This is a genomic window from Streptomyces sp. NBC_00536 (genome assembly GCF_036346295.1).
Lineage (GTDB): Bacteria > Actinomycetota > Actinomycetes > Streptomycetales > Streptomycetaceae > Streptomyces.
In genome coordinates this window covers 7254290-7277943 of record NZ_CP107819.1, presented here as the reverse complement: position 1 = coordinate 7277943, position 23654 = coordinate 7254290, and the positions used below count along the sequence as shown (strand labels likewise).

12 protein-coding genes are annotated in these 23654 nt (G+C 74.5%); 2 read left to right on the top strand and 10 right to left on the bottom strand.

Annotation, left to right across the window (positions count from 1 at the left end):
* Positions 1-5: 5 nt before the first annotated feature.
* Positions 6-359, bottom strand: coding sequence for a hypothetical protein (locus OHS33_RS31020; RefSeq protein WP_330333718.1), 354 nt, complete (start codon positions 357-359; stop codon positions 6-8).
* A 262-nt stretch (positions 360-621) separates the two neighbouring features.
* On the opposite strand from OHS33_RS31020, the gene OHS33_RS31015 reads away from it, so the two are divergent.
* The gene (locus OHS33_RS31015) at positions 622-2238 is read left to right on the top strand and encodes an alpha/beta hydrolase (RefSeq protein WP_330335275.1); all 1617 of its coding nucleotides are present in this window, start codon (positions 622-624) and stop codon (positions 2236-2238) included.
* 95 nt (positions 2239-2333) lie between these two features.
* On the opposite strand, the gene OHS33_RS31010 is transcribed toward OHS33_RS31015, so the two are convergent.
* The 3 genes from OHS33_RS31010 to OHS33_RS31000 all read right to left on the bottom strand — a co-directional run bounded on the left by OHS33_RS31010 (position 2334) and on the right by OHS33_RS31000 (position 5746).
* Complete coding sequence (locus OHS33_RS31010; RefSeq protein WP_330333717.1) at positions 2334-2459, bottom strand: ALQxL family class IV lanthipeptide; 126 nt, start codon at positions 2457-2459, stop codon at positions 2334-2336.
* A gap of 73 nt (positions 2460-2532) precedes the next feature.
* Positions 2533-5484 (bottom strand): class IV lanthionine synthetase LanL, encoded by a 2952-nt coding sequence (gene lanL, locus OHS33_RS31005; protein ID WP_330333716.1) that lies wholly within the window; start codon positions 5482-5484, stop codon positions 2533-2535.
* Positions 5485-5554: 70 nt separating this feature from the next.
* Entirely contained in the window at positions 5555-5746 is a 192-nt protein-coding gene (locus OHS33_RS31000) for a hypothetical protein (RefSeq protein ID WP_330333715.1), read from the bottom strand.
* Between the two features lie 253 nt (positions 5747-5999).
* On the opposite strand from OHS33_RS31000, the gene OHS33_RS30995 reads away from it, so the two are divergent.
* Positions 6000-7037 (top strand): hypothetical protein, encoded by a 1038-nt coding sequence (locus tag OHS33_RS30995; protein ID WP_330333714.1) that lies wholly within the window; start codon positions 6000-6002, stop codon positions 7035-7037.
* On the opposite strand, the gene OHS33_RS30990 is transcribed toward OHS33_RS30995, so the two are convergent.
* The 6 genes from OHS33_RS30990 to vioD all read right to left on the bottom strand — a co-directional run bounded on the left by OHS33_RS30990 (position 7034) and on the right by vioD (position 23621).
* A complete protein-coding gene (locus OHS33_RS30990; protein ID WP_330333713.1) occupies positions 7034-7954 on the bottom strand; it encodes a hypothetical protein in 921 nt (306 codons plus the stop codon). The two genes, OHS33_RS30995 and OHS33_RS30990, sit on opposite strands and share 4 nt — an antisense overlap.
* 124 nt (positions 7955-8078) lie before the next feature.
* Positions 8079-9095 carry a GNAT family N-acetyltransferase gene (locus tag OHS33_RS30985; protein ID WP_330333712.1) on the bottom strand — a complete coding sequence of 339 codons (1017 nt, stop codon included), beginning with the start codon at positions 9093-9095 and terminating at the stop codon, positions 8079-8081.
* 40 nt (positions 9096-9135) lie between these two features.
* Positions 9136-10491 (bottom strand): MFS transporter, encoded by a 1356-nt coding sequence (locus tag OHS33_RS30980; RefSeq protein ID WP_330333711.1) that lies wholly within the window; start codon positions 10489-10491, stop codon positions 9136-9138.
* A gap of 246 nt (positions 10492-10737) precedes the next feature.
* Positions 10738-21297, bottom strand: coding sequence for a non-ribosomal peptide synthetase (locus tag OHS33_RS30975; protein ID WP_330333710.1), 10560 nt, complete (start codon positions 21295-21297; stop codon positions 10738-10740).
* Positions 21298-21393: 96 nt separating this feature from the next.
* Positions 21394-22446, bottom strand: coding sequence for a guanitoxin biosynthesis L-enduracididine beta-hydroxylase GntD (gene gntD, locus OHS33_RS30970; RefSeq protein ID WP_330333709.1), 1053 nt, complete (start codon positions 22444-22446; stop codon positions 21394-21396).
* 65 nt (positions 22447-22511) lie between these two features.
* Complete coding sequence (gene vioD, locus OHS33_RS30965; RefSeq protein WP_330333708.1) at positions 22512-23621, bottom strand: capreomycidine synthase; 1110 nt, start codon at positions 23619-23621, stop codon at positions 22512-22514.
* Positions 23622-23654: the final 33 nt, after the last annotated feature.

Sequence of the window (23654 nt, the reverse complement as noted above, 5' to 3'; positions counted from 1 at the left end):
CCGGGTCAGCCCTGGCTGTGGAAGTACACCGAACGGACCTTCAGCTTGTCGGTGGCCGGCTTGCCGTGGGCGCGGAGGTCCCACTCCGGACCCTCGCAGTCGGCGCCCAGGTAGACCGTCACCTTCTCGTTCGTGGCGTTGTGCGGGGTGTGGCCCGGCTCGACCCAGTCGTTGCCGACGTAGGGCAGGTTGACGCACTCCTCGCTCCGCGGGTCGTGCAGGGCGACGGTCAGGACCTCGCCCCGGTCGTCGGTGAAGGTGTAGCTGAACTCGCCGGTCGCGGCGAAGGCGGAGCCGGGTACGGCGAGGGCGAGCACCAGCCCGGCCAGGCCCGCGGTCACGGCGTTGCGAAGCTTCACGGAAGGTCTCCTCAAGATCGGCGAGGGGGTCAGGGGGACCGTATGCCGACCCCGCGGCAGCGAATCGGTTCTCCCCGCGCCGACCGGCCCGGTTCCACCAGGACGGGTGAAACCACCGCTGAATTCCGGTCAATTGTCCGGATCCGGGCTCATTCGTTCGGCGGAGACGGGCCGACGCTCCGGGATGATTCGCCCGGCCGGTCCGTACGCCAGGGTGACAAGGGATCGGACCGCCCGCCGAAAGGAACGGCTCCTCGTGCGCATGAAACGCCTCGCGCGTATGAAACGCCTCGCGCCCCTGCTCGCCGCCGCCGGACTCCTCGCCACCACCGTCCCGCTGCTGTCCGCGACCGGGGCCGCCGCGTCCGTCCCGTTGTCCCACCCTGCTTCCTCCGCCCCGGCCTCGGCCTACGGCGACGCCCTCGCCCGGCAGCCCTCGTGGCACCGCTGCGCCGCCGACCGCCCGGCCGCGTACGAGTGCGCGACCATCAAGGTCCCGCTCGACCACCAGCGCCCCCGGGGCCCGTTGCTCGACCTCGCGATCTCCCGGATCAAGAGCGAGAACCCCGCCAAGCGGCACGGGGTCCTGCTGCTCAACCCCGGCGGGCCGGGCGGTGCCGGGCTCGACCTGCCCCTGCAGATCCTCGACGTGCTGCCCCCGGAGGTGCGCGACCGGTACGACCTGATCGGCTTCGACCCGCGCGGCGTGGGCGCCAGCAGCCCCGTCAGCTGCGGCCTGGACGCCGCCGAGCAGAGCGTCGACCGGCCCTACCATCCCGAGACCTTCGCCGCCGACGTCGCCTGGGCGCGCACGGTCGCCGACAAGTGCCGCGCCCGGGCCGGGGCGGTCCTTCCGTACCTCACCACCCGCGACACCGCCCGCGACATGGACACGATCCGCTCGGCCCTGGGCGAGCGCCGGATCTCCTACCTCGGCTACTCGTACGGGACCTACCTCGGCGCGGTCTACACCCAGCTGTTCCCGGACCGCGCCGACCGCTTCGTCCTCGACAGCGGGGTGGACCCGGGGCGCGTGTGGCGCGACATGATGCGGACCTGGGCGACGGAGGCCGGGCCCGCCTTCGACCGGTGGACCCGGTGGACGGCCGGGCGCGACGCCGAGTTCCACCTCGGCGCCACCCCGGCCGCGGTCTCCGCGACGTTCTGGGCGCTGGTGGCGCGGGCCGACCGCGACCCCATCGAGTTCCAGGGCGAGAAGCTGACCGGCGACTCGATCCGGGCCGCCCGCCCGCTGTTCTTCTCCCCCGCCCGGGCGGCCCCCCTCATCGCCGCGGTCAAGGCGGCGGCCGACGGGACGCCCCCGCCCGCCGGCGTCCCGTCGCTGCGCGCGGCGCTCGGCGCCGCCCGGTCCGCGGCCGGCGAACCGGCCTCCGACAACGGCCTGGCCGTCTTCTGGTCGGTGGTGTGCGGGGACACGGACGACTGGCCGCGCGACCCGGAGCGGTACCGGAGCGACGCGGTCCGGGACAAGGCCGCGTACCCGCTGTACGGGGACTTCGCCTCCAACATCAAGCCGTGCGCCTTCTGGCAGCGGCCGCTGGAGCCGGTGACTGCGGTGCGGACCCGGGCGGACGTGCTGACCGTGCAGAACGAATGGGACTCGCAGACCCCGCTGGTCAGCGGGGAGGGGCTGCACCGCGCCCTGCGCGGGTCACGGATGGTGCTGGCGCTGGGCGGTGAGGGCCACGGGGTGTACCTCGCCGACCCCGGCTCCTGCGTGACCGCGACCGTGACCGGCTACCTGGCCACGGGGCGGCTCCCGGCGCGGGACGTGAACTGCCGGGCCGCCACACCGCCGCCGGGCGAGCGGCGGACCGGACCGGGCCTCCCCCTGCCGTCCGCCCCGGACCGCTTCTGACCGGGCGGTTTCGGAACCAAGGAGGGGACCAGCCCCCCGGGCTGGTCCCCTCCTTGTGCGCGGGCCCAGGGCCCGCCCTTCAGTCGTTAACGACTTCAGCAGCCGCTGAAGTGGATGCGACAGGCGGTGATGAGCGCGGCGGCGTGCTCCTCACCGAGGGCGTTCTCCGTGGCCAGGTCGGCGGGGAGGACCTGCAGGGCGTCGATGTCGAACTCCATCATGATGGACTCCTTCTGTTGGGAGGTGTACCGGTCCTGACGGACCGGCTGCCGGTGGCCGACGGCCACCGGAAGTTCAGAGGTGGGCGCTTTCGCCCTCGGGCAGCCAGGCACGCGGGCCGCCGGAGCGCATCCGCAGCAGCAGCGAGAGGCTGCCGGCCAGCCCGGTGGCGTACTCGGCGAGCACGCCCTTGCGGTTGTCGTCCGGCACCAGCAGCCGGCCGTCGCGCAGGACCGCCTGCGCCGCCATGTGCTCGGCCAGCAGTTCCGCACCCGCCCGGTGGCCGTCGTCGCCCGTCAGCGCGGCGGCGTCGAGCAGGAACTCGGCGTTGCCCGCCAGTCCGTGGCACGCGGCGGGCGAGTCACCGAACCGTCCGGCCCGTACGGCGAGGGCCGCGCCCTCCACCAGGCCGCGGGTGACGTCGTCGGTCCGGCCCGTCGCCGCCCAGAGGCGGACCAGGAAGGTGCCGGCCCCGGAGGAACCGTTGCACCAGTGCCGGGCGAGGTCGGGCGAGCCGGACAGGTGCCGGGCCCGGTCCACGGGCCACAGCGTGCCCGCCGGGCCGCCGCGGGCGGCGGTGGTCAGGGTGCCGCCCGCCTCGACGGCCGCCTTCAGGAAGCGGTCGTCCCCGGTGGCTTCGGCCGCGAGCAGCAGGAAGGTGCCGACTCCGGCGACGCCGTGGGCGAAGCCGTAGTGCCAGGCCCCCGCCAGCCCGGAGTCGAAGTCCTCCGGCACCGGCCAGAACACGCCCTCGGGGGTGTGCCGGGCCGCCGCGAGCAGCCCTTCGGCGACCTGCCCGGCCCGCTCCAGGAAGCGGGGGTCGCCCGTGGTCCGCCAGAAGTGCAGCTGGGTCAGGCCGGATCCGGCGGCGCCGTGGGTGACGTCGGGGTTGGGCCAGTGGACGGGGAGCCCCAGGGCGAGCGCGGTGGCCCGTCCGGCCAGGGCCGGGTCGTCGAGCGCGCCGGCGGCGTCGAGCAGCGCCCAGGCCGTGCCGGAGCGGCCGAAGTGCAGTCCCGGCAGGGTCCAGGGCAGGGCGTCCTGCCGGTCCGCCGTCCACAGCGCGGCGGTACGCAGCCCTTCGCGCAGGGCCTCCCGGGTGAGGGCGCCCGGCCCGTCGGGCGCACCGGCGCCGTGGTCGTCCCACTCGCCGAGGGCCCGTGCCAGTACGGCCACCGCGCCCGCCGAACCGTGCTGTACGGCCACGGGGTCGCAGGTCGAGCCGAAGGTGTCCGAGGGCCAGAGCCGGTCGGCGTCCCGCGGGCCCATGGTGGCCAGGAGGTGCGCGATGCCGTCGCGCACCAGGCGGTCCCGGACGTCCGCCGCACGGGCCGGGTCATCCGCGGCGCGGGACGAGCCGTCCGCCGCACGGGCCGGGGTGGGCGCCGCGGGCGCCGGGGTGGCCGTGCTCGGTGCGTCCTCGGCGCGCGGGGCGGGCCGGTCCGCGGTGAGGAAGTGCCGGGCCTCGTCCAGCGTCCAGCGCTCGGCGGGCTCGTCCCGCATCAGTGCGAGGACCAGCGGGGCGAAGTGCCGGAGCGGGCCGTGGTCACGGGCGAGCAGGCCGACCAGGTGGGCGAGGCGGTCCTCGTCCGGCCGGGCGTCCGCCGCGGGCCGGTCCTCGGCGAAGAGGGGGTCGGCGCCGCTCAGGGCATGCAGGACCGTCGCGCCCAGGGCGTACAGGTCGACCTCGGGCCCCATGGCGGGGGCCACCTGGGGGGCGGCCCGCAGTTCGGGGGCGGTGTAGCCGGGGGTGGCCCCGAGCATCCAGCGCTCGCCCACCCGGGCCGCCATCTCCAGGTCGATCAGGAGGAGCCGGCCGTCCGGGGTGACCATGACGTTGTTCGGGTTGAAGTCGTGCAGGGTGATGCCCAACTCATGGGCGGCGGCGACCAGTTCGATGAGCTGCCGGACCAGCGAGTCGGCCGTGGCGTCGTCGGGGCAGGCGGCGCCGCTCTGGACGAGGCGCTCGGCGACCGTACGGCGCAGGGTGGCGCCGGGGACGGTCTCCGCCGCGAGGAACACGCTGCCCTGCTGCTCGAACACCTCGGCCAGCGCGGGCACCCGGTCCGGGAAGACCTTGCCGAATCGTTCCAGCAGGGTCGCCTCCCGGCGCAGCAGGTCCCGTACGTCCAGCCCCTCCAGGCCTGCCGCCACATGGGGCCGGGCCTGCTTGACGACGACCTGCGCGCCGGTCTCGGTGTCCTCGGCGCGGAACACACCGCCCTTGTTGGAGTGCTGGATAGCGCCCCGCACCAGATACCGGCCGCCCAGCAGGACCGGCTTCGCGGTGGCGGCGCTGCGGACCGGCGCGGCCGTGCGCTCGGGGAACGGGTCGTCGGCCCAGGCGGGCGGACTGAACCAGGCGTTGCGCTCGTCGGCGACCCGCCGCCCCTCAGGGTCGGTCAGCAGGGTGGCGAAGCAGCCGTCGGCGGTCAGTTCCTGGACTCCCGCGAACACCCCGAACCGGTACGAGACCTGACTGTCCGGCAGATAGCGGCGGTCGGAGAGGACGGCGGGCCCGGGCAGCCCGAGCGTGGCGTGGTGGAGTTCCTCGGCGAGCAGCCGGAACTGGTCGTCGTCCGACGGGTACACGGTGATGAACTTGCCGCCTCCGCCCCGCTCGAAGCGCCCCGAGACCAGGGCCGCCACCCGCGCCGGGCTCCCCGCGAACTTGAAGGCGGCACGGTGGGCCACGAGCACCTCGGCGGCGCGCGCCAGGGCCACCGGCGCGGCGAGCGGGGTGGCCGAGACGTGCAGCTTCCACCCCTGGGTGCGCCGGACCGGCCGGCCTGCCGGGACCACGTGGCACCAGAACTCGCCCGGCGTCACGGACCAGTCGCCCGCCGCGCCGCCCGTACCACCCGTACCGCCCGTGCCGTCCCCGGCCGAGGCCCCCGTCGCGCCGTCCGCCCGCTCCGCCCCCCGTGCGGAGCGGGCGATGACGGCGCGTACCAGGTCCGGCAGGAGCGCGAGGTCCGCCGGACGCTCGGCCCGCTCTCGGGGCCCGTGTCCGGACCGGGAGGGGGTCACAGGCAGGGATGGCACGTTCTTCGGCCTCTCACTTCACGACGGACGGGCGGACGGGCGGCGGCGGGCGGCCTCAGTGCTGCGGCTTGATGTACTCGTCGCCCCAGCTGGTGTCCATGAGGCTGTCCGCGAGCGTGGTGGTGGCGCTGCTCCCGGAGCGGTGCCCGCCGTCGTCCGCCGAGGATCCGTGGCCCACCGCGACGGCGGACACCCCGCACGCCAGCAGGACGGAGAGGGCGAGGAAGCAACGGGTGGCAGCGGGCATGGTGCGACTCCTGAGTCGGGAGGTGGTGGCATGGTCCGCGAACTCCATCGATGAGGGGGTTCGCCATGCGATGTCCGCCTGATGGGGTTTGTGTGGCGGGACACCCAAATCTCCTCATGCCGCGACCTCTTGGTCCAGCGCTCCGATCTGGCAATACCCTGCAGAGCACGGAAGTAGCAGGGCCGCACAGTGGGGTATAAGCATGAATACCGGGACAGAATTTCTCGAGTTGCCGCGGCTGGACGCGGCGGCCGTGGCTGTTTTCGAGCACGTCCTGACGCGTGGAAGCCTCAAGCGGTACCCGCCCGACGTACCCCCTGACCTCGGTCTCAGTGCCGAAGAGGTGGAGCGGGCCTGCCACACACTGCTCCTCCTGCGGCTGCTCAGGACGGTTCCCGGCAGCCCCGAGGAGCTGATGGCGGTCAGCCCCGACGCCGCCGCGGCGGAGGCCGTCGGTCCGCTGGAGGCACAGCTCGCGCGGACCTCGGCGCACGCCCAGTCGGTCCGGGACGACCTGCACTCCCTGATGCCGCGCTACCGGGCCACCCGCCACGAGCAGGGCCGCCGCGAGGGCATCGACTCGCTGCCGGACCTGGCCGCCGTATCGGCCCTGCTCGCCGAGCAGTCGGCGCGGTGTCGGGAGGAGGTCTTCACCATCCAGCCGGGCGGCGGCCGCCCGCCCCACCGCCTGGGCGACGCCATCGAACGGGACCTGGCGATGCTCGGCCGGGGCGTGCGCATGCGCACCCTGTACCAGCACTCGGCCCGCTCCAACCTGGCCACCCAGGGGTACGTCGAGACGCTGACCGCGGCCGGGGCCGAGTACCGCACGGCCGCCGAACTCCCGGACCGGGCGGTGGTCTTCGACCGCAGCGTGGCCTTCCTGCCCCGGCGCGCGGACGGCGGCACGGGCGAGGGCGCCGTACTCGTCCGCGACCCCGACGTGGTGGCGTACCTGTGCCGGGTCTTCGAGCAGCACTGGTCCGCGGCGGACCCCTTCCTCGGCAGCAGCGGAGCCGCGTACAAGGAGGTCGGCACCAGCCTGCGCCGGGCCCTGGTGCGGCTGCTGGTCGAGGGCGGCAAGGACGAGGTGATCGCCCGGCGCATGGGCATGTCCCTGCGCACCTGCCGCCGCCACATCGCGGAACTCCTGGAGGAACTGGGCGCCGAGAGCCGCTTCCAGGGCGGCGCCCTGGCCGAACGCGCGGGCCTGACCGCCCCCCAGGGCGACCCCGGGGTCTGCCCGGGATCCAATCCCGGGGTCTGCCCGGGATCTACTCCCAGGGTCTAGCCGGCCGGCAGCACGATCCGTACGAGGTACGGCAGCACCTCGCCCACGCGGGCGTCGTGGTCCGGCAGGACCGCGACGGGGCAGTGGCCCTGGGAGCGCAGGGCGTCCAGGGGGTGCGACCACTGGGCGGCGGGCAGCGGCCGGCAGTCCGCCTCCTCCCGGTCCCGGCCGATGGCGGGGAACGCGTGCCGGACCGGCCGCCCGGCCGCGCGGGCGCCGCGGGCTGACAGGGCGCGCAGCACGGCGGTACGGGCCGCCTCGGTCAGGGTCGCGCCGGTGGCGACCACGGTGTGCGCGGCCGGGTCCGGGGCGCTGTCCGGGGCGCCGTCCGGGCCGCCGTCCGGGCCGCCGTCCGCGGCCGGTTCCGCGCGCGGGGCCAGCGTGACGGCGCAGGCGGGCAGGGAGAGCAGACCGGACAGGTCGTGCGCGACGAACCCGCCCGCGGCGCGCAGGGCGCCGAGCAGGGCGTCGGGGACACCGGGTCCGCCGGGGACCCCGTGCGCCCCGGAGCCGAGGTGCATCCGGGGCAGCCGGGTCCCGGGCGCGCCGAGGCGCTCGGCGAGGAGGGCCTCGCAGTGCTGGGCGAGGCCCGATTCGAGGGCGGCCACCCAGGTCAGACCCGCCGCGACGCCCACCGGGGAGCCGGGTTCGGGGACGGCCACCCGGCGCAGCGCGCCCGTGGCCAGGTCGAGGCCCCAGGCCGCGGGGGCGGCGGGGGCCGGGCGTCTCGTCGCGTGGGCGGCCAGCTCTGCGAGGGCCGTCTCGATGTCCGAGGCCGTGTCGACCGCGCCGGGCAGCAGCTCCGCCGCCCGCTCCAGCAACGCGCGCGCACCGAGGGCGGGGCCACAGACCCGTGACAGGAACGCGGCCCGTGCCTCGGCCTCGGTCGAAGCGACGGTCGGCTCTTCGGTGCTCATCTTCGGTTGTGTCCCTCTCCATCGGGTGATCAGTGGGGCCCATGGAAGCGAGGGCTGATATTCAGCGGATAGACGCACGATCTCGGGCCGCCCGCTCGCGGGGCCGCGGTCCCGCCCGACGCGCTCAGTGGGCGGACAGCACCAGGCGGCGGGCGTCGTTGCGGTACCCGACGCGTGCGAAGGCGGCGGCCATCGGAAGGTTCGTCAGATCGGTGTCGGCCCGGACCTTCTCCGGGCCGGTCTCGGCCACCAGGATCCTGGTGATCTCGGCCAGGATCTCCGCTCCGTACCCGTGGCCTCGGTGTTCGGGCAGCACGCCGAGGTAGCCGACCACGGGGAAGGAGTGGTTGCGGGAGGGGAGGCCGAAGCCGACGGGCTCGCCGTCCGGTGTCCGGGCGATCCGCCACCAGGACCGGTCCCCGGGCATCGTGTCGCGGTAGAACGCGACGTCCTCGCGGGCCTGGGCCTCGGGGCCGATGTGCTCGGCCTCCCTGCGGGTCGCCGCGTCGAGGGTGTCCGTCAGGACCCGGCGGAAGAGGCCGACGAAGACCTCGTCGTCCGGTTCGGCCGCGAAGAGCAGCCGCCCGGTGGGCTCGGGGAGCCCGTCCCCCGGTGTCCACTCGTAGCGCAGCCGCTCCAGGGTCACCGGGAGGCCGGCGCGCCGGGCCGCCTCCTGCCGCCAGGCCACGGCCTCGGCCGTGTCGGGCCGGTCGTGCCAGTCACCGGGGAGCGAGAGGTGGTATTCGGGGGCGGCGCTCGCACCCGCGGCGGCGTGGGCCGCGTGCCCGGCACTGAGCAACCCGGCGGCCAGGTCCGTACGTTCGGCCTCCGAGCGGACCGCGTCGTGGACGAACAGTCCGTCGAGGGCGCCGGGCAGGTCCTCGTCCGGGTCGCCCCACCAGACGGCGAGGGCGAGCGGCGTTGCGCCCGGCGCGTCTTCGGCGATCCAGGTCCAGTCGGGGCGGTACTCACCGGCGGCGAGCCGGGCCGTGTACGTGTCGGCCGTCATCCCGCCGGCCGCGTCGGCGCGGACGAGCGGCAGGAAGCGGTCGAGTTCGGACGGTGTGGTGGGACGGAAGATCACGGTGACTCCGGATCGGTGGAGGGCGGCGCGGCGCGGCCCGAACGGGCGGGGGGACATCACCCCCGAGGGTATGCAAATCCCACTGAAAGGGCGGGCGTTACGGGACGGGTTGTCCCTCAGGGACCTGTTCGGGGACGCCCTCCCGTGCGGCGGGTGGCGGGCCGTCGGCGGGCGGCGCGGGCAGGGCCGTGATCGTGTGGCGGCGTCCGGCCAGGGCGATGACCGCCAGGACCAGGCCCGTACAGCAGAGCAGCAGGGCACTGCCACGGTCCCGGGCCGTACCGAGGAGCCGGCCCAGGGTGGCGGCGAGCGGTCCGCCGGGATCCACCAGCGGGCTGAAGACCTGCGAGGCGAGCGGTCCCGCGAGCAAGTAGCCGAGCAGGGTGCCGCCTTGGGTGAACATGCGGCGCAGGGCGAAGACACGGCCCTGGGCCTCGGCGGCCACCGCGGACTGCCACAGCACCTGGGAGCAGCTGGTCACCACCGGCAGGCCGAGGAAGAAGGTGAAGGCGGCCGCGGCCAGCAGGACCGGGCGCGGGAAGAACCCGGCCAGGAGGACCGCGACCCCGCTGAGGACGGTGGCCGCGGTGACCCAGGGCAAGGGGCGGCGAGGGGTGGACCAGATGGACATGGCGACGCTGCTGATCGCGAGGCCGAGCCCGCCGGCGGTGCTGACCATGGCCACCGCGGCGTTCTGCTGGTCCGCGGGGGTGGCGGCCAGGACGAGCGGGAGCAGCAGGGCGGTGGCGGTGGCCTCGGCCGCGTTGAGGACGGTGACCAGGCGGAGCAGGTGCCGCAGTCCCGGCTGCCCGGTGAGCAGCCGCCGCCCCTCCCTCAACTCCGCGCGCCAGCCGGGGTGTTCGCCGGGACCACCGGTGTGTTCCGGTCGGGGCGCCGGCTCGGGGAAGCGGGCGATCACCAAGGTGAGCAGCCCCAGCCCGAACGAGACGACGTCGACCACCAGGACGGCGCGCAGCCCGCCCGCGCCCAGCAGCACGGCGGCGAGCATCGGGCCGAGCAACTGCGCTCCGGCCAGGGCGGTCTGGGTCATCGCGCTGGCCCGGCCGCGCTGTTCGGGCCGGACCATGCCGGAGACGGCGGCGGCGAGCGCGGGCCATTGGAAGGCCGCGCAGCACGATTCCACGACGATGACCGCGTACACCTGCCAGACGGCCAGGTGCCCGGTCGCCTGCGAGGCGGCCATGGCCACGGCGGCGAGCATGGCCGCCGCGTCCGCGCAGAGCAGCACGTTGCGGCGCCGGTAGCGGTCCACCAGGACCCCGGCGACCGGGGCGGCCAGCATGCCCGGGGCGAAACCGAGCAGCAGGCTGGTGGCGAACTGGGTGACGGATCCGGTCTGTTGGTAGATCCACAGGCCGAGGGCGAAGCCGGAGATGCTGGATCCGAGGGCGGTGACCAGCCGGCCCGCCCAGACGAGCACGAAGGTGGTCACGGCAGGTCCACGGGGGGCGGTGCGAAGGACGGGGGCGGTACGGGCATGGGACGGTTCCGTTCGCAGGCATGGCGGCATGACGGCGCGGCGGCAAGGCAGCACCGGCCGCGGCGGCGGGTCGGGAAGACGGGGGGCAGGGGCGGGGCGAGAGCGACAGCGGGGACGGGGGCGGGGCGGGCGCGGGACGGGCGCGGGGCGGGTGGCGCGGCCGACAGCGGGCCGGGCGCGCCACCCGCGTGCCCCCGGTCAGCGCAGGTGGGCGGCGAGCACGGGGCCGATCTGGGCCAGCGCCTCGGGAGTGGTGAAGCGGCTGTGCGGGATGTCCAGCGGGTGGTTCTCCACCGGGCCGTCCACGTGCGCGGCCCACAGTTCGGCCAGCGGGGTGCCGTCGGCGCCCCGGCCCGGCAGGGCCTCGAAGAAGAGCACGGGGCCCCGGTAGCGGCCCGGTTCCTCGCCCTGGGCCAGCGCGAGGTTGTTGGCGGTCACCTTCACCAGCCGGTCCAGGGCGGCCGGGTCCAGCCCGCCCAGCACGCTGCCGCGCTCCCGCAGCAGCTCCAGTACGGCCGCGGCGGAGGGGAGTCCGTCGCCCAGCGCGTCCGCACCGTCCGCCGGGGCGGCCGTGGCGAGCGCGTCGAGTTCTTCGAGGTCGAGCCCGTCCAGCGCGAGCGAGAGGATCTCCGCCTCGCTGGGCTGACCGGCGTGCCGGAAGCGTCCCGTCGGGTGCGAGTCGAGCATGGCCAGCAGCGCCACTTCCTCGCCCGCCTCCTGCAACTGGCGGGCCAGTTCGTGCGCCACCGTGCCACCGAAGGACCAGCCGAGCAGGTGGTACGGGCCGGCGGGCTGCACCGCGCGGATCAGCCGCAGGTAGTCGGCCGCCATCTCGGGTACCGATCCGGGGAGTTCGCCCGCGCCGTCGAGCCCGCGGGCCTGGAGCGCGTACAGCGGCCGGTCACGGTCGAGGTGGCGGGCGAGACCGGAGTAGCACCAGCCGAGGCCACCGCCGGGGTGTACGGCGAAGAGCGGCTGACGGGCGCCGCCTGTGCGCAGCGGCAGCAACTGCCCGAGCCCGTCGGAGGATTCGGTGTCACCGTCGGCGTCGATCCGCTCGGCCAGCAGGGCCACCGTCGGCGTCTCGAACAGGGCCCGCAGGCCGATCTGGACGCCCAGTTCCTCGCGGACCCGGGCGGTCAGCCGGGCGGCGAGCAGGGAGTGGCCGCCGAGGTCGAAGAAGTTGTCGTCGATGCCGACGTGCTCGACCGCGAGGGCCGTGGCGAAGAGACCGCACAGCACCTCTTCCCGCGGCGTACGGGCCGCCCGCGAGGCGGGCACCGTCGCCGCGGCCGGGACGGGCAGCGCCCGCCGGTCCAGCTTCCCGTTCGGCGTCAACGGCAGAGTCTCCAGCACGACCAGGGCCGAGGGAAGGAGATACGCGGGCAACTGAGCAGCGGCCTCCGCACGCAGTTCGGCCACCTCCGGCAGGACCGCACCGGCAGCCGGGACCAGATAGGCGACCAGACGCTGATCACCCGGATTGTCCTCACGCAGCAGCACCGCGGCCTGCGCGATGTCCGCCCGACTCGTGAAGTACGCCTCGATCTCCGCCGGTTCGATCCGGAAACCCCGCAACTTGATCTGGTCATCCGTACGGCCCAGGAACTCCAGCCGCCCCTCACCCCGCTCGTCGTACACCCAACGACCCAGATCACCCGTCCGGTACATCCGCCCACCCGGCTCACCGAACGGATCCGGCACGAACCGCTCGGCCGTCAGACCGGGCCGGCCGAGGTAGCCGCGGGTCACCAGGTCACCGGCGATGAAGAGTTCGCCGCCGACCCCGACCGGCAGCGCGCGCAGGGCCTCGTCCAGCGCGTACATGCGGGTGTTCCAGATCGGGCGGCCGATGGTGATCACGCCGGAGGGCGCGGTGTCACCGGGCTCGATGCGGAATTCGGTGCAGCCGACCGTGGTCTCGGTCGGACCGTACTCGTTGATCACGGTGGCGCCGGGGTGCTTGCGCCGCCACTCGTCCAGCACATCGCCCATCAAGGACTCGCCGCCGAGGACCAGTTGCTCGCTGGGCGAGAAGCGCTCGGGCAGCGCGGTGAGCAGGGCCAGGTGGCTGGGCGTGGCCTTCACGAAGGTCGGCCGGTCGAACTCGCCCGCCGTGGGCGCCTGGTCGTCCAGCTCGATGAGCTGAACGGTGCCGCCGCTGGTCAGCGGTGCGAAGAGGCCGGTCACGGTGAGGTCGAAGGAGACCGGCGAGTGGACCAGCGCCCGGCCCGCGACACTGCCGTAGGCCTCGCGGGCCCACGCCAGGTAGGCGTCCAGCGAGTAGTGCTCGACCACGACGCCCTTCGGGCGGCCGGTGGAACCGGAGGTGTAGATCACGTAGGCCGGGTTGCGCAGCGACAGGGGCGCGGACCGGTCATCGTCGGTGAGGTCGTGGTCGGGCAGGGCGGCGAGCGCGGCGGCCGTGTCCGGTGCGTCGAGCAGCAGGCGCGGGTGGTCGGTGACGGGCAGCCGGGAGGCCGCCCCGGTCGTGGTGACCACGCACAGCGGCCGGGCGTCGGCCAGGGTGTACGCGATCCGCTCGCCCGGGTGGGTGAGGTCGACGGGCAGGTACGCGGCCCCGGACTTGAGCACGGCCAGCACGGCCACCAGGGTCTCCACCGAGCGCGGCACGGCCAGGGCGACGAGCCGCTCGGGGCCCGCCCCCTGCGCCACCAGATGGCGGGCCAGCCGGTTGGCCGCGGTGTCGAGCTGGGCGTAGCTGAGGGTGCCGGTGTCGCAGACGACGGCGGTGGCGTCGGGGGTCCGGGCCACCTGCGCGGCGAACAGCTCGGGCAGGGTCCGGCCGGGCAGAGCGCGCGACGGGCCGTTCCAGTCGCCGAACAGGGCCTTGCGCTCGTGCTCGGCGAGCAGGTCGATCTCGTTGAGTGGGGTGTCGGGGTGTGCGGCGGCGCCGCACAGGATCCGCTGGAACTGCTCGGCGAGCCGGGCGATGGTGGCGGGCTCGAAGAGGTCGGCGGCGTACTCGATGGTGACGCCGAGCCCGGCGGGAGCGCCGTCGCCGGTGTGCAGCTCGGTGACGGTGACGGAGAGGTCGAACTTCGCCGCGCTCTCCGACGCCACATCGGTGCCGGTGTCGACCGGATCGGCACCGGTCACGACGGCGTTGTTGAAGGTGAGGATGGTCTGGAAGAGGGGGTGACGGTGGGGGGTGCGGGTGGGGTTGAGGGCCTCGACGAGCCGCTCGAAGGGGACGTCCTGGTGGGAGAGGGCGGTGAGGTTGACGTCCCGGGTGCGGCGGAGCAGCTCGGTGTGGGTGGGGTTTCCACTGGTGTCCGTGCGCAGGACCAGGGTGTTGACGAAGAACCCGATGAGCTGGTCGAGGTCACGGTGCGCACGCCCCGCGGTCGGCGTGCCGATGGGCACGTCCGTACCGGCACCGTTGCGCGTCAGCAGCACCGCCAGCGCCGCGTGCACACTGTGGAACAGAGTGGCCTGATGCGCGCGGGCATGGGCGGTCAGCTGCTCATGGACGGAAGCATCGGTGTACGTCGTGTGGACGCGCGCCCGGTGCGTCGGCTGAGCGGGCCGGGAGTGGTCGGCCGGGAGCGCGATCTCCTCGGGCAGACCGTCCAGTTCGGCGGTCCAGTGGGCGAGCTGCCGGTTCAGCGGAGTACCCGGGGTGTCGGGGTCACCGAGGTGCTCGTGCTGCCAGAGCGCGAAGTCCGCGTACTGCACCGCCAACGGCGCCCAGTCAGGAGTACGGGCGTCACTCCGGGCCTCATAGGCCGCGGTCAGATCCTCGGTCAGCGGACGCATCGACAGACCGTCACCCGCGATGTGGTGCAACACCAGCACCAACAGGTGCTCCTCCGGCGCCAGAGCGAACAGCGCAGCGCGCAAAGGGAGTTCACTCGCGAGGTCGAAGGGAAGAGCGGACAGCTCGGCGATCCGCTCCCGCGCACCGCCCTCATCCGTCCCGACGACACTCAACGGCACCAGCCCCGCAGCGGCCGGCACGATCACCTGGCACGGCTCGCCACCGGTCTCGGGAAACACGGTACGCAGCGTCTCGTGCCGCCCGACCACGTCGTCCAGCGCGGCCTGGAGCGCCACCGCGTCCACCGCCTCGGTCAGCCGCAGCACCACCGGGATGTTGTAGGAGGCCCGTTCGGTCTCCTCCATCCGGTTGAGGAACCACAGCCGGGCCTGTGCGAACGACAGCGGGACGCGCGCCGGGCGCGGCTCGGTGCGTACCAGCGGCGCCAGCGCGGTGGCGGGCAGGGCCCGGCCCAGCCGCTCGGCCAGCGCGGCCACGGTCGGCGCCTCGAACAGGTCGCGGACGCCCACCTCCGCGCCCAGCTCGGCCCGCACGGCCGCGACCAGCCGCATCGCGAGGAGGGAGTGGCCGCCGAGGTCGAAGAAGTTGTCGTCGATCCCGACGTGCTCGACGGCGAGGGCGGTCGCGAAGAGACCGCACAGGACCTCTTCCCGCGGCGTACGGGCCGCCCGCGAGGCGGGCACGGCCACCGCGGCCGGGACGGGCAGAGCCCGCCGGTCCAGCTTCCCGTTCGGCGTCAACGGCAAAGTCTCCAGCACGACCAGAGCCGAGGGAACGAGATACGCGGGCAGCTGAGCCGCGGCCTCCGCACGCAGTTCGGCCACCTCCGGCAGGACCGCACCAGCGGCCGGGACGAGATAGGCGACCAGACGCTGATCACCCGGATTGTCCTCACGCAGCAGCACCGCGGCCTGCGCGATGTCCACCCGACTCGTGAAGTACGCCTCGATCTCCGCCGGTTCGATCCGGAAACCCCGCAACTTGATCTGGTCATCCGTACGGCCCAGGAACTCCAGCCGCCCCTCACCCCGCTCGTCGTACACCCAACGACCCAGATCACCCGTCCGGTACATCCGCCCACCCGGCTCACCGAACGGATCCGGCACGAACCGCTCGGCGGTCGCGCCCGGTCGGCCGAGGTAGCCGCGGGCCAGTCCGGCACCGGCGATGAACAGCTCTCCCGCCACGCCGGGCGGCACCTGGCCGAGCGAGGGGTCGAGTACCTGCACGCGCATGTTGTCCAGCGGCCGGCCGATCGGCACGGTGCTGCCCAGCGCGTCCCCGGCGGTGATCGGGTGCCGGGTGGCGAAGACGGTGGTCTCGGTGGGGCCGTAGCCGTCGACCACCCGCAGCCCCGGGTGGGCGGCCAGCACGCGGCGTACCGCGGCGGCCGGGACCACGTCTCCCCCGGTCATGACCTCGCGGACGCCGGTCAGGCTCTGCGGCGCGTCCTCGGCGAGCAGCCGGAACAGACCGGCCGTCAGCCACAGGGCGGTGATCCGGTAGGTGGCGATGAGGCGCCCGATCCGCTCGGGGTCGAGGTCACCGGCGGGTGCGACGACGACCTGGCCGCCGCTCAGCAGCGGCACCCACAGCTCGTAGGTGGCCGCGTCGAAGGCCTGCGGGGAGTGGAACAGCACCCGCTCGTGGTGGCCGTCCCGCCGCCACCAGCCGTCGGCGGCCAGCGCGGCCACGTCCGCGTGGGTGACGGCGACGCCCTTGGGGGCGCCGGTGGAGCCGGAGGTGTACATCACGTAGGCCAGCTGGTCCGGCTGGACGGCCGGGACGGGCCGGTCGGGGGCGTCCGGCAGTGGGGCCGATACGTCGACCACCCGCACGCCCGCTGCGGCCCGCGCCCGGACGAAGGGAAGGTCACGGGTGGCCGCGTCCACCAGCAGCACGTCCGCGCCGGTGTCGGCCAGTACGAGGGCCATCCGCTCGTCGGGCCAGCTCTCGGACAGCGGTACGTACGCGCTCCCGGCCCGCACCACGGCGAGCGTGCTGACCACCAGCTCCGCCGAGCGCTCCTGGAGCAGCGCGACCCGGCTCTCGGCGCCCGCCCCGAGGGCGACCAGGTGGCGGGCGAGGAGCCCGGCGGCGGTGTCGAGCTGGGCGTAGCTGAGGGTGCCGGTGCCGCAGACGACGGCGGTGGCGTCGGGGGTACGGGCCACCTGCGCGGCGAACAGTTCCGGCAGGGCGGCCGCGGGCAGCGGACGGACGGCGCCGGTGGCGAGGGCGGCCAGCTCGGCCCGGCCGGACTCCCCCAGCAGGTCGATGGCGTGCAGGGGGGTGTCGGGGTGTGCGGCGGCGGCGCGCAGGATCCGCTGGAACTGGTCGGCGAGCCGGGCGATGGTGGCGGGCTCGAAGAGGTCGGCGGCGTACTCGATGGTGACGCCGAGCCCGGCGGGTGCGCCTTCCGCCGTGTGCTGCTCGGTGACGGTGACGGAGAGGTCGAACTTCGCCGCGCTCTCGAACTCGACGTGCTGCGTGCCGTGTTCGGCGACGGCGGCCGGTGCGCTGTTGAGGGTGAGGATGGTCTGGAAGAGCGGGTGGCGGTGGGGGGTGCGGGTGGGGTTGAGGGCCTCGACGAGCCGTTCGAAGGGGACGTCCTGGTGGGAGAGGGCGGTGAGGTTGACGTCCCGGGTGCGGCGGAGCAGCTCGGTGTGGGTGGGGTTTCCGCTGGTGTCCGTGCGCAGGACCAGGGTGTTGACGAAGAACCCGATGAGCTGGTCGAGGTCACGGTGGGCTCGGCCCGCGGTCGGGGTGCCGATGGGTACGTCCGTACCGGCGCCGTTGCGCGTCAGCAGCACCGCCAGGGCCGCGTGCACACTGTGGAACAGGGTGGCCTGATGCGCGCGGGCATGGGCGGTCAGCTGCTCATGGACGGCGGCATCCGTGTGCGTGGTGTGGACGCGCGCCCGGTGCGTCGGCTGGGCGGGCCGGGAGTGGTCGGCCGGGAGCGCGATCTCCTCGGGCAGACCGTCCAGTTCGGCGGTCCAGTGGGCGAGCTGCCGGTTCAGCGGAGTACCCGGGGTGTCGGGGTCACCGAGGTGCTCGTGCTGCCAGAGCGCGAAGTCCGCGTACTGCACCGCCAACGGCGCCCAGTCAGGAGTACGGGCGTCACTCCGGGCCTCATAGGCCGCGGTCAGATCCTCGGTCAGCGGACGCATCGACAGGCCGTCACCCGCGATGTGGTGCAACACCAGCACCAACAGGTGCTCCTCCGCAGCCAGAGTGAACAGTGCGGCCCGCAACGGAAGTTCACTCGCGAGGTCGAAGGGCAGGGCCGACAGCTCGGCGATCCGCTCCCGCGCACCGCCCTCATCGATCCCGACGACGACACTCAACGGCACCAGCCCCGCGGCCGCCGGCACGATCACCTGACGCAGCTCACCACCGGTCTCCGGGAACACCGTACGCAGCGTCTCGTGCCGCTCCACCACGTCGTCCAGCGCAGCCTGGAGCGCCATCGCGTCCACCGCCTCGGTCAGCCGCAGCACCACCGGCATCGCGTAGGCGCTGGCCTCGCCCTCCATGCCGTTGAGGAAGCGGAGACGGCGCTGGGCGAAGGAGAGCGGCAGTACGTCCGGGCGCTCCGCGCGGACCAGCGGTGCCACGGTGCCGGCGGGCAGGGCTCCGTTCAGCCGCTCGGCCAGCGCGGCCACGGTCGGCGCCTCGAACAGGTCACGGACGCCCACCTCCGCACCCAGCTCGGCCCGGACCACCGCGACCAGCCGCATCGCCAGCAGCGAGTGGCCGCCGAGGTCGAAGAAGCTCTCGTCGATGCCCGGCTCCCGTTCGGCGCCCAGCACCTCGGCGAAGATCCGGCACAGGGCGGCTTCGCGGTCGTCGCGCGGGGCCCGCCCCGCTTCGGCCTCCTGGCGGGGCGGGGCGGGCAGGGCGCGCCGGTCCAGCTTGTTGTGGGCGGTGAGCGGCAGCGCGTCGAGCACCACGAGCGCGGACGGCACCATGTAGCCGGGGAGTGACCTCGCCAACTCGCGTCGCAGGTCCGCCGGTTCGAGGGTGGCACCGGGCAGCGGGACGAGGTAGCCGACGAGCTGCCGGTCCCCGGGGCGGTCCTCGCGGACCACGGCGGCGGCGGCCGCCACCGGTGCCAGGGCGGCCAGGGCGGCCAGGGCGGCTTCCACCTCGCCCAGTTCGATCCGGAAGCCGCGGATCTTCACCTGGTCGTCGAGGCGGCCGAGGAACTCGATGGCGCCGTCCGGGAGGCGGCGGGTGAGGTCGCCGGTGCGGTACATGCGGGCGCCGGGTACGCCGGTCGGGTCGGGCACGAACTTCTCGGCGGTCAGGCCGGGTCGGCCGAGGTAGCCACGGGTGACCTGGGCGCCGCCGATGAACAGCTCGCCGGGCACGCCGACGGGGACGGGCTCGCCGCGGCCGTCCAGTACGTACGCCCGGACGTTGCCCAGCGGGCGGCCGATCGGGACGGTCGTGGTGGCGGCGAGTGCGGCCGCGCGCGGGCGGTGGGTGGTCACGCCGACGGTGGTCTCGGTCGGCCCGTAGTGGTTGAGGACCTCGCACTCGGCGCGGCCCAGCAGGTCGCGGACGAAGGCGCTGGTGGAGCCTTCGCCGCCGAGGATCAGGCCCCGGCGGGGCAGCACCCGGTGCACGGCGCCGGGCCCTTCCAGGGCCGCGAGGTGCGAGGGGCTGATCTTGAGGTAGTCGATCGCGTGCTCGGCGAAGTAGGCGGCGAGCAGCCGCCCGTCCGCGGCGGTGTCGGCGTCGACCATGTGCAGCGTGCCGCCGCCCAGGAGGGCGGAGGAGAGGACCGTGACGCAGGAGTCGAAGGTGAAGGGCTGCACCATCGCGTACCCGGCGGGTTCCAGGCCGAGCGCGGAGACCACCGCGGTGTGGTAGTTGAGCACCTGCCGGTGCTCGACCACGACGCCCTTGGGGCGCCCGGTGGAGCCGGAGGTGAACAGGACGTACGCCGCCTGGCCCGGGTCCACGGAGACGTCCGGGGCGGTGTCGGGCAGTGCGTCGAGGGCGAGTTCCTCCACCGTGACGGCCCGGACACCGGCCGGCAGCCGGTCGGCGAGGGCGGTACGGGTGATGACCACGGGGGCGGCGGTGTCTGCGAGCATCATCGCCATCCGCTCCTGCGGCTGGGCCGGGTCCACCGGCACGTAGCAGCCGCCGGCCTTGAGGACGGCGAGCAGCGCGACCACGGTCCAGGAGCCGCGTTCCAGGCAGATGCCGACGGGGGTCTCGCGGTCGACCCCGAGGGCGCGCAGGTGGTGGGCCAGCCGGTTGGCCAGCCGGTCCAGTGCGGCGTAGCGGTGGGTGCCGTCGGCGCCGGTCACGGCGACGGCGTCGGGGGTGCGGGCGGCCTGCTCGGCGAAGCGGCCGTGGAAGGTCCCGGCGGGCACGGCGAGGGCGGTCGCGTTCCAGGTGTCCAGCAGCAGGGTGCGCTCGCCGGAGGTCAGCAGGGGCAGGCGGCCGACGGGGCGGTGCGGGTCGGTGGCGGCCTCGCGCAGCAGGGTGGCGTAGTGGGCGAGCAGCCGCTCGGCGGAGCGCTCCTCGTAGCGGTCGGTGCGGTGGACGAGGGTGAGCGTCAGGGTGTCGCCGGTCTCCGACACGGTGAAGGTCAGGTCCCGCTTGGCGTCGGCCGGGCCGCCTCCGTCGAGCGGGCGCAGGACGAGTTCACCGGCGTCGGCCGCGGCCCCGGCGGTGTCGGGGGCGGCCTGGTCGAGGACCAGCATGGTGCGGGCCAGTCCGTCGGGCGAGCCGGCCCGCAGCTGTGCGGCCAGTTGCTCGAAGGGGACTTCCTGGTGCTGGAAGTCGCGCCGGGTCGATGCGGTGGCCCGCTCCAGCAGCTCCGCGAAGGTCGGGTCGCCACCAGGGGCATCCCCAGCGGAGCGAGGGGACAGGTCGCCGCGCAGCAGCAGGGTGTTGACGAAGCAGCCGATGAGGCCTTCCAGTTCGCTGCGCCCGCGTCCGCCGACCGGGGTGGCGATGACCGGGTCGGCGCCGCCGCCGTACCGGTGCAGGAGCACCTGGAGCGCCGCGAGGGACACCGTGAAGAGGGTGGTGCGGTGGTGTGCGGCCAGTGCGCGCAAGTCCGCGGCGACCCGGGCGGGCAGTTCCAGGGTGTGCGTCCCGGCGGCCGGGGCGCCTTCCGGCCGCCCGGTGGCGGTGGCGGGCGGCGGGGTGTCGGTCAGGCCGGACAGCCGCTGCTGCCAGTAGCCGAGGCTCTCCTGGTGGGCGGTGCCTTCGAGGCGGCCGCGCTGCCAGGCGGCGAAGTCGCCGTACTGCACCGGCAGCGGGGGCAGCGCCGCCCCGGCGGGGCCGTCCGCCAGCCGGTAGGCCGCGGCGGCCTCGGCGAGGAGGACGTTCACCGACCAGGCGTCGGAGGCGATGTGATGGATGGTCAGGGAAAGGACGTGCTCCTGGTCCCCGGTGCGCAGCAGCGCGGCCCGCAGCAGCGGTCCGGCCGCCAGGTCGAAGGGGACGTTCGCCTCCTGGGCCAGCCGGGCCCGTACCCGCGCCTCGGCCTCGTCCGCCGTCAGCGTCCGCAGGTCGGTCACCGGCAGGGCGAACAGCGCCTCGTCGTGTACCAGTTGGACCGGCGACCCGTCGGCTCCGGCGGCGAAGGTGGTGCGCAGCACCTCGTGCCGGGTGATCACCGTGCGGAACGCCCGGGCGAGGCGCTCGGCGTCGAGCGGGCCGGAGCAGGTCACCGCCATCGGCACGTTGTACGCGGCCGACTCCGGGGCGATCTGCTGGGCCAGCCAGATCTGCTCCTGGGTGAAGGACAGCGGCACCGGGCCCCCCGCCGTGCGGCGCGGCACGCCGGTGGGCGCGGCCGGACGCCGGGCGAGGCGCTCGCGCAGCCGGGCCTCCAGCCGGGCCCGCTGGTCGGGCGACAGCTCGGCGATGCGGCGGGCGGTGTCGGCGGCGGTGGCCCCGGCGGTGGCGGTCTGGGTGGTGCTCACGGTTCTCTCCCCGGAGAAGGTCGGGCGGGCCCCTGCGGGGGCCGTGGTGGAAGGCAAAGCCGAAGGTCGGCGGTGGACGGGCCGACGGGTCCCCGGTCAGAACAGGACGCGGGAGGCCGCGGTGGCCCGGGCATCCCGGGACTTGCGCAGGTCGCGGGCGATGTTGACCCGCTTGAGCCAGCGGTCGGTGCCGTCGAAGCGCGCCGCGAAGGAGCTGCGGCCGTGTACCGCGCGGTAGTTGTCGACGAAGACGATCTCGCCGGTGTCCAGTGCGGCGCCGCCGAGGCGGCGGTCGATCTCGTCCGAGAGCCGCTGGAGGGCGGCGCGGGCCTCGGGGTCCAGCCGGTCCAGGTCCATGAAGTACGGGTCCAGGCACAGGTACGGGTCGATCTCGGAGCCGAACAGCACCGGTACGGGCGCCGCGTCGTCGCGCATCCGCTTCAGCCGTTCGTACGCCGCGTCCAGCAGCCGGGCCCCGCCCTCCAGGGGGCGGCCGGGACCGGCGTCGAGCATCTGGAGGTGCGAGTTGTCGGGCAGCATGTAGAAGCGGGGCTCGGCCAGCACCCGCCGGTCCGCGGCGGAGATCTCCAGGTCCTGCACGCCGACGAAGGTGGTCGGCACCCGGTCCGGGTTGCGCAGGCAGAGCAGGCCCACGTAGTCACCGCGGTAGGGGTGGAAGGCGTCTTCGACGTGCCAGAAGATGGTCTGGTTGCTGCCGGTTCCGATCTGCTCGTCCTCGTGGCCCTTGACCGGCAGGACGTCGTGCACCAGGTAGCCGTCCTGCTGGGTGGCCCAGGCGACCGGCTCTCCGAGCAGCGCCCCGCACAGCAGCAGGAAGATCTCCTCGCGCAGCGCCGGGGAGACCCCGGTGCGCTGCTGCCAGTGCGCGGGGGTGGCGCCGATGCGGTCCTGGTCGACGCGGTAGCCGGAGACCACGCAGGCTCCCGCCGGTTCGTGCAGCCGGAAGTCGGTCAGGAAGCGGCGCAGCGCGAGGGGCAACCGGTGGGACTGGAGGGTGAGTTCGTCCTGGAGGGCCTGGGCTTCGACGCTGTCGTGGCGGTCGGCCAGTTCGTCGAGGAGGACGGCGATCGTGTCGGCGTCGGCGGGGTCAAGGGTGAGGGCGTGCATGGGGTGGATCACCTCGGTCATCGGGTCATCGGGTCTGCGGGGCCGCGGGACGGCAGGTCAGCGGGTCTACGGGCCTGCGGAGCGGGTCAGCGGGGTTCGGGCAGCAGCGCGGCGAGCCGGTCGAGCCCGGCGGTCAGCTCGTCGGCGGCGCCGCCGAAGCCGAGCCGGATGTGCCGCGGGGAGCCGAAGCAGACGCCCGGTACGACCAGCACGCCGTGTTCGCGGTCGAGCCGGTCGGCGAACGCGGTCACGTCCGCCACCGTGGTCAATTCGGGGAAGGCGGTGACCCCGCCCGCCGGGAGGTCGGCGCTCACCCGGTCGCGGTGCGCGGCCAGCCAGTCGGCCAGCACGGCCCGGTTGGCGGTGGCCTGGGCGAGGCGGGGCCGCAGCAGTTCGTCGGCGTGCCGCACCGCGTGCGTGGCCACCGCTTCGACGAGCGGGGACAGCGCGAGGCTGGTGTAGTCGCGGCGGCGCACGCAGCCGGCCAGCACCTCGGGCGCCGCCAGCGCCCAGCCGACCCGCAGGCCGGGCAGCCCGTACGCCTTGGAGAGGGTGCCGAAGGAGATCGCCCGGGGGTAGCGGACGGTCGGGTCGGGCAGCGGCTCGCGGTCGTAGACGAGGTGCTGGAAGGCGTTGTCCCAGGCCAGCCAGGTGCCGTGACGGGCGCAGGCGCCGATGATCGCGTCCTGCTGGTACGCGGTCACGGTGGCGCCGGTCGGGTTGTGCGGGAAGTTGACCACCACCATGGCGGTGTCCGGGCCGATCAGCGCGAGCAGTTCGTCCTCGTTGGTGACCACGCCGTGTTCGCTGCGCATCGACCACGGCACGATCCGGCAGCCCAGCGATGCGGCCACCTCGACCAGCGCGTGGTAGGCGGGGGCCTGCACCACGACCTCGTCGCCGGGCTTCAGCAGGGCGTGCATGACCAGGTAGATCGCCTCGCTGGAGCCCTGGGTGGCGATGACCGAGCCGGGGTCGGTGCCGTACCTCTCGGCGAGCGCGGCGCGCAGCGGCTCGCCGCCCAGGGAGTGGCTGTCGCGGAACATGACGTCGCCGAGCGAGGCGGCGCTGGTGCCGGCCAGTGCGAGGACCTGGTCGACGGTGTAGTTCTCGACGCCGCTGCTGCTGATGTCGTAGGTGGTGGTGAAGTACCGCTCGCGGAGCCAGTCCTCCAGCAGGGCCGGGGCGATGGGCATGGGGTTCCTTAAGAAGGTGAAGCGGTCCGGGAG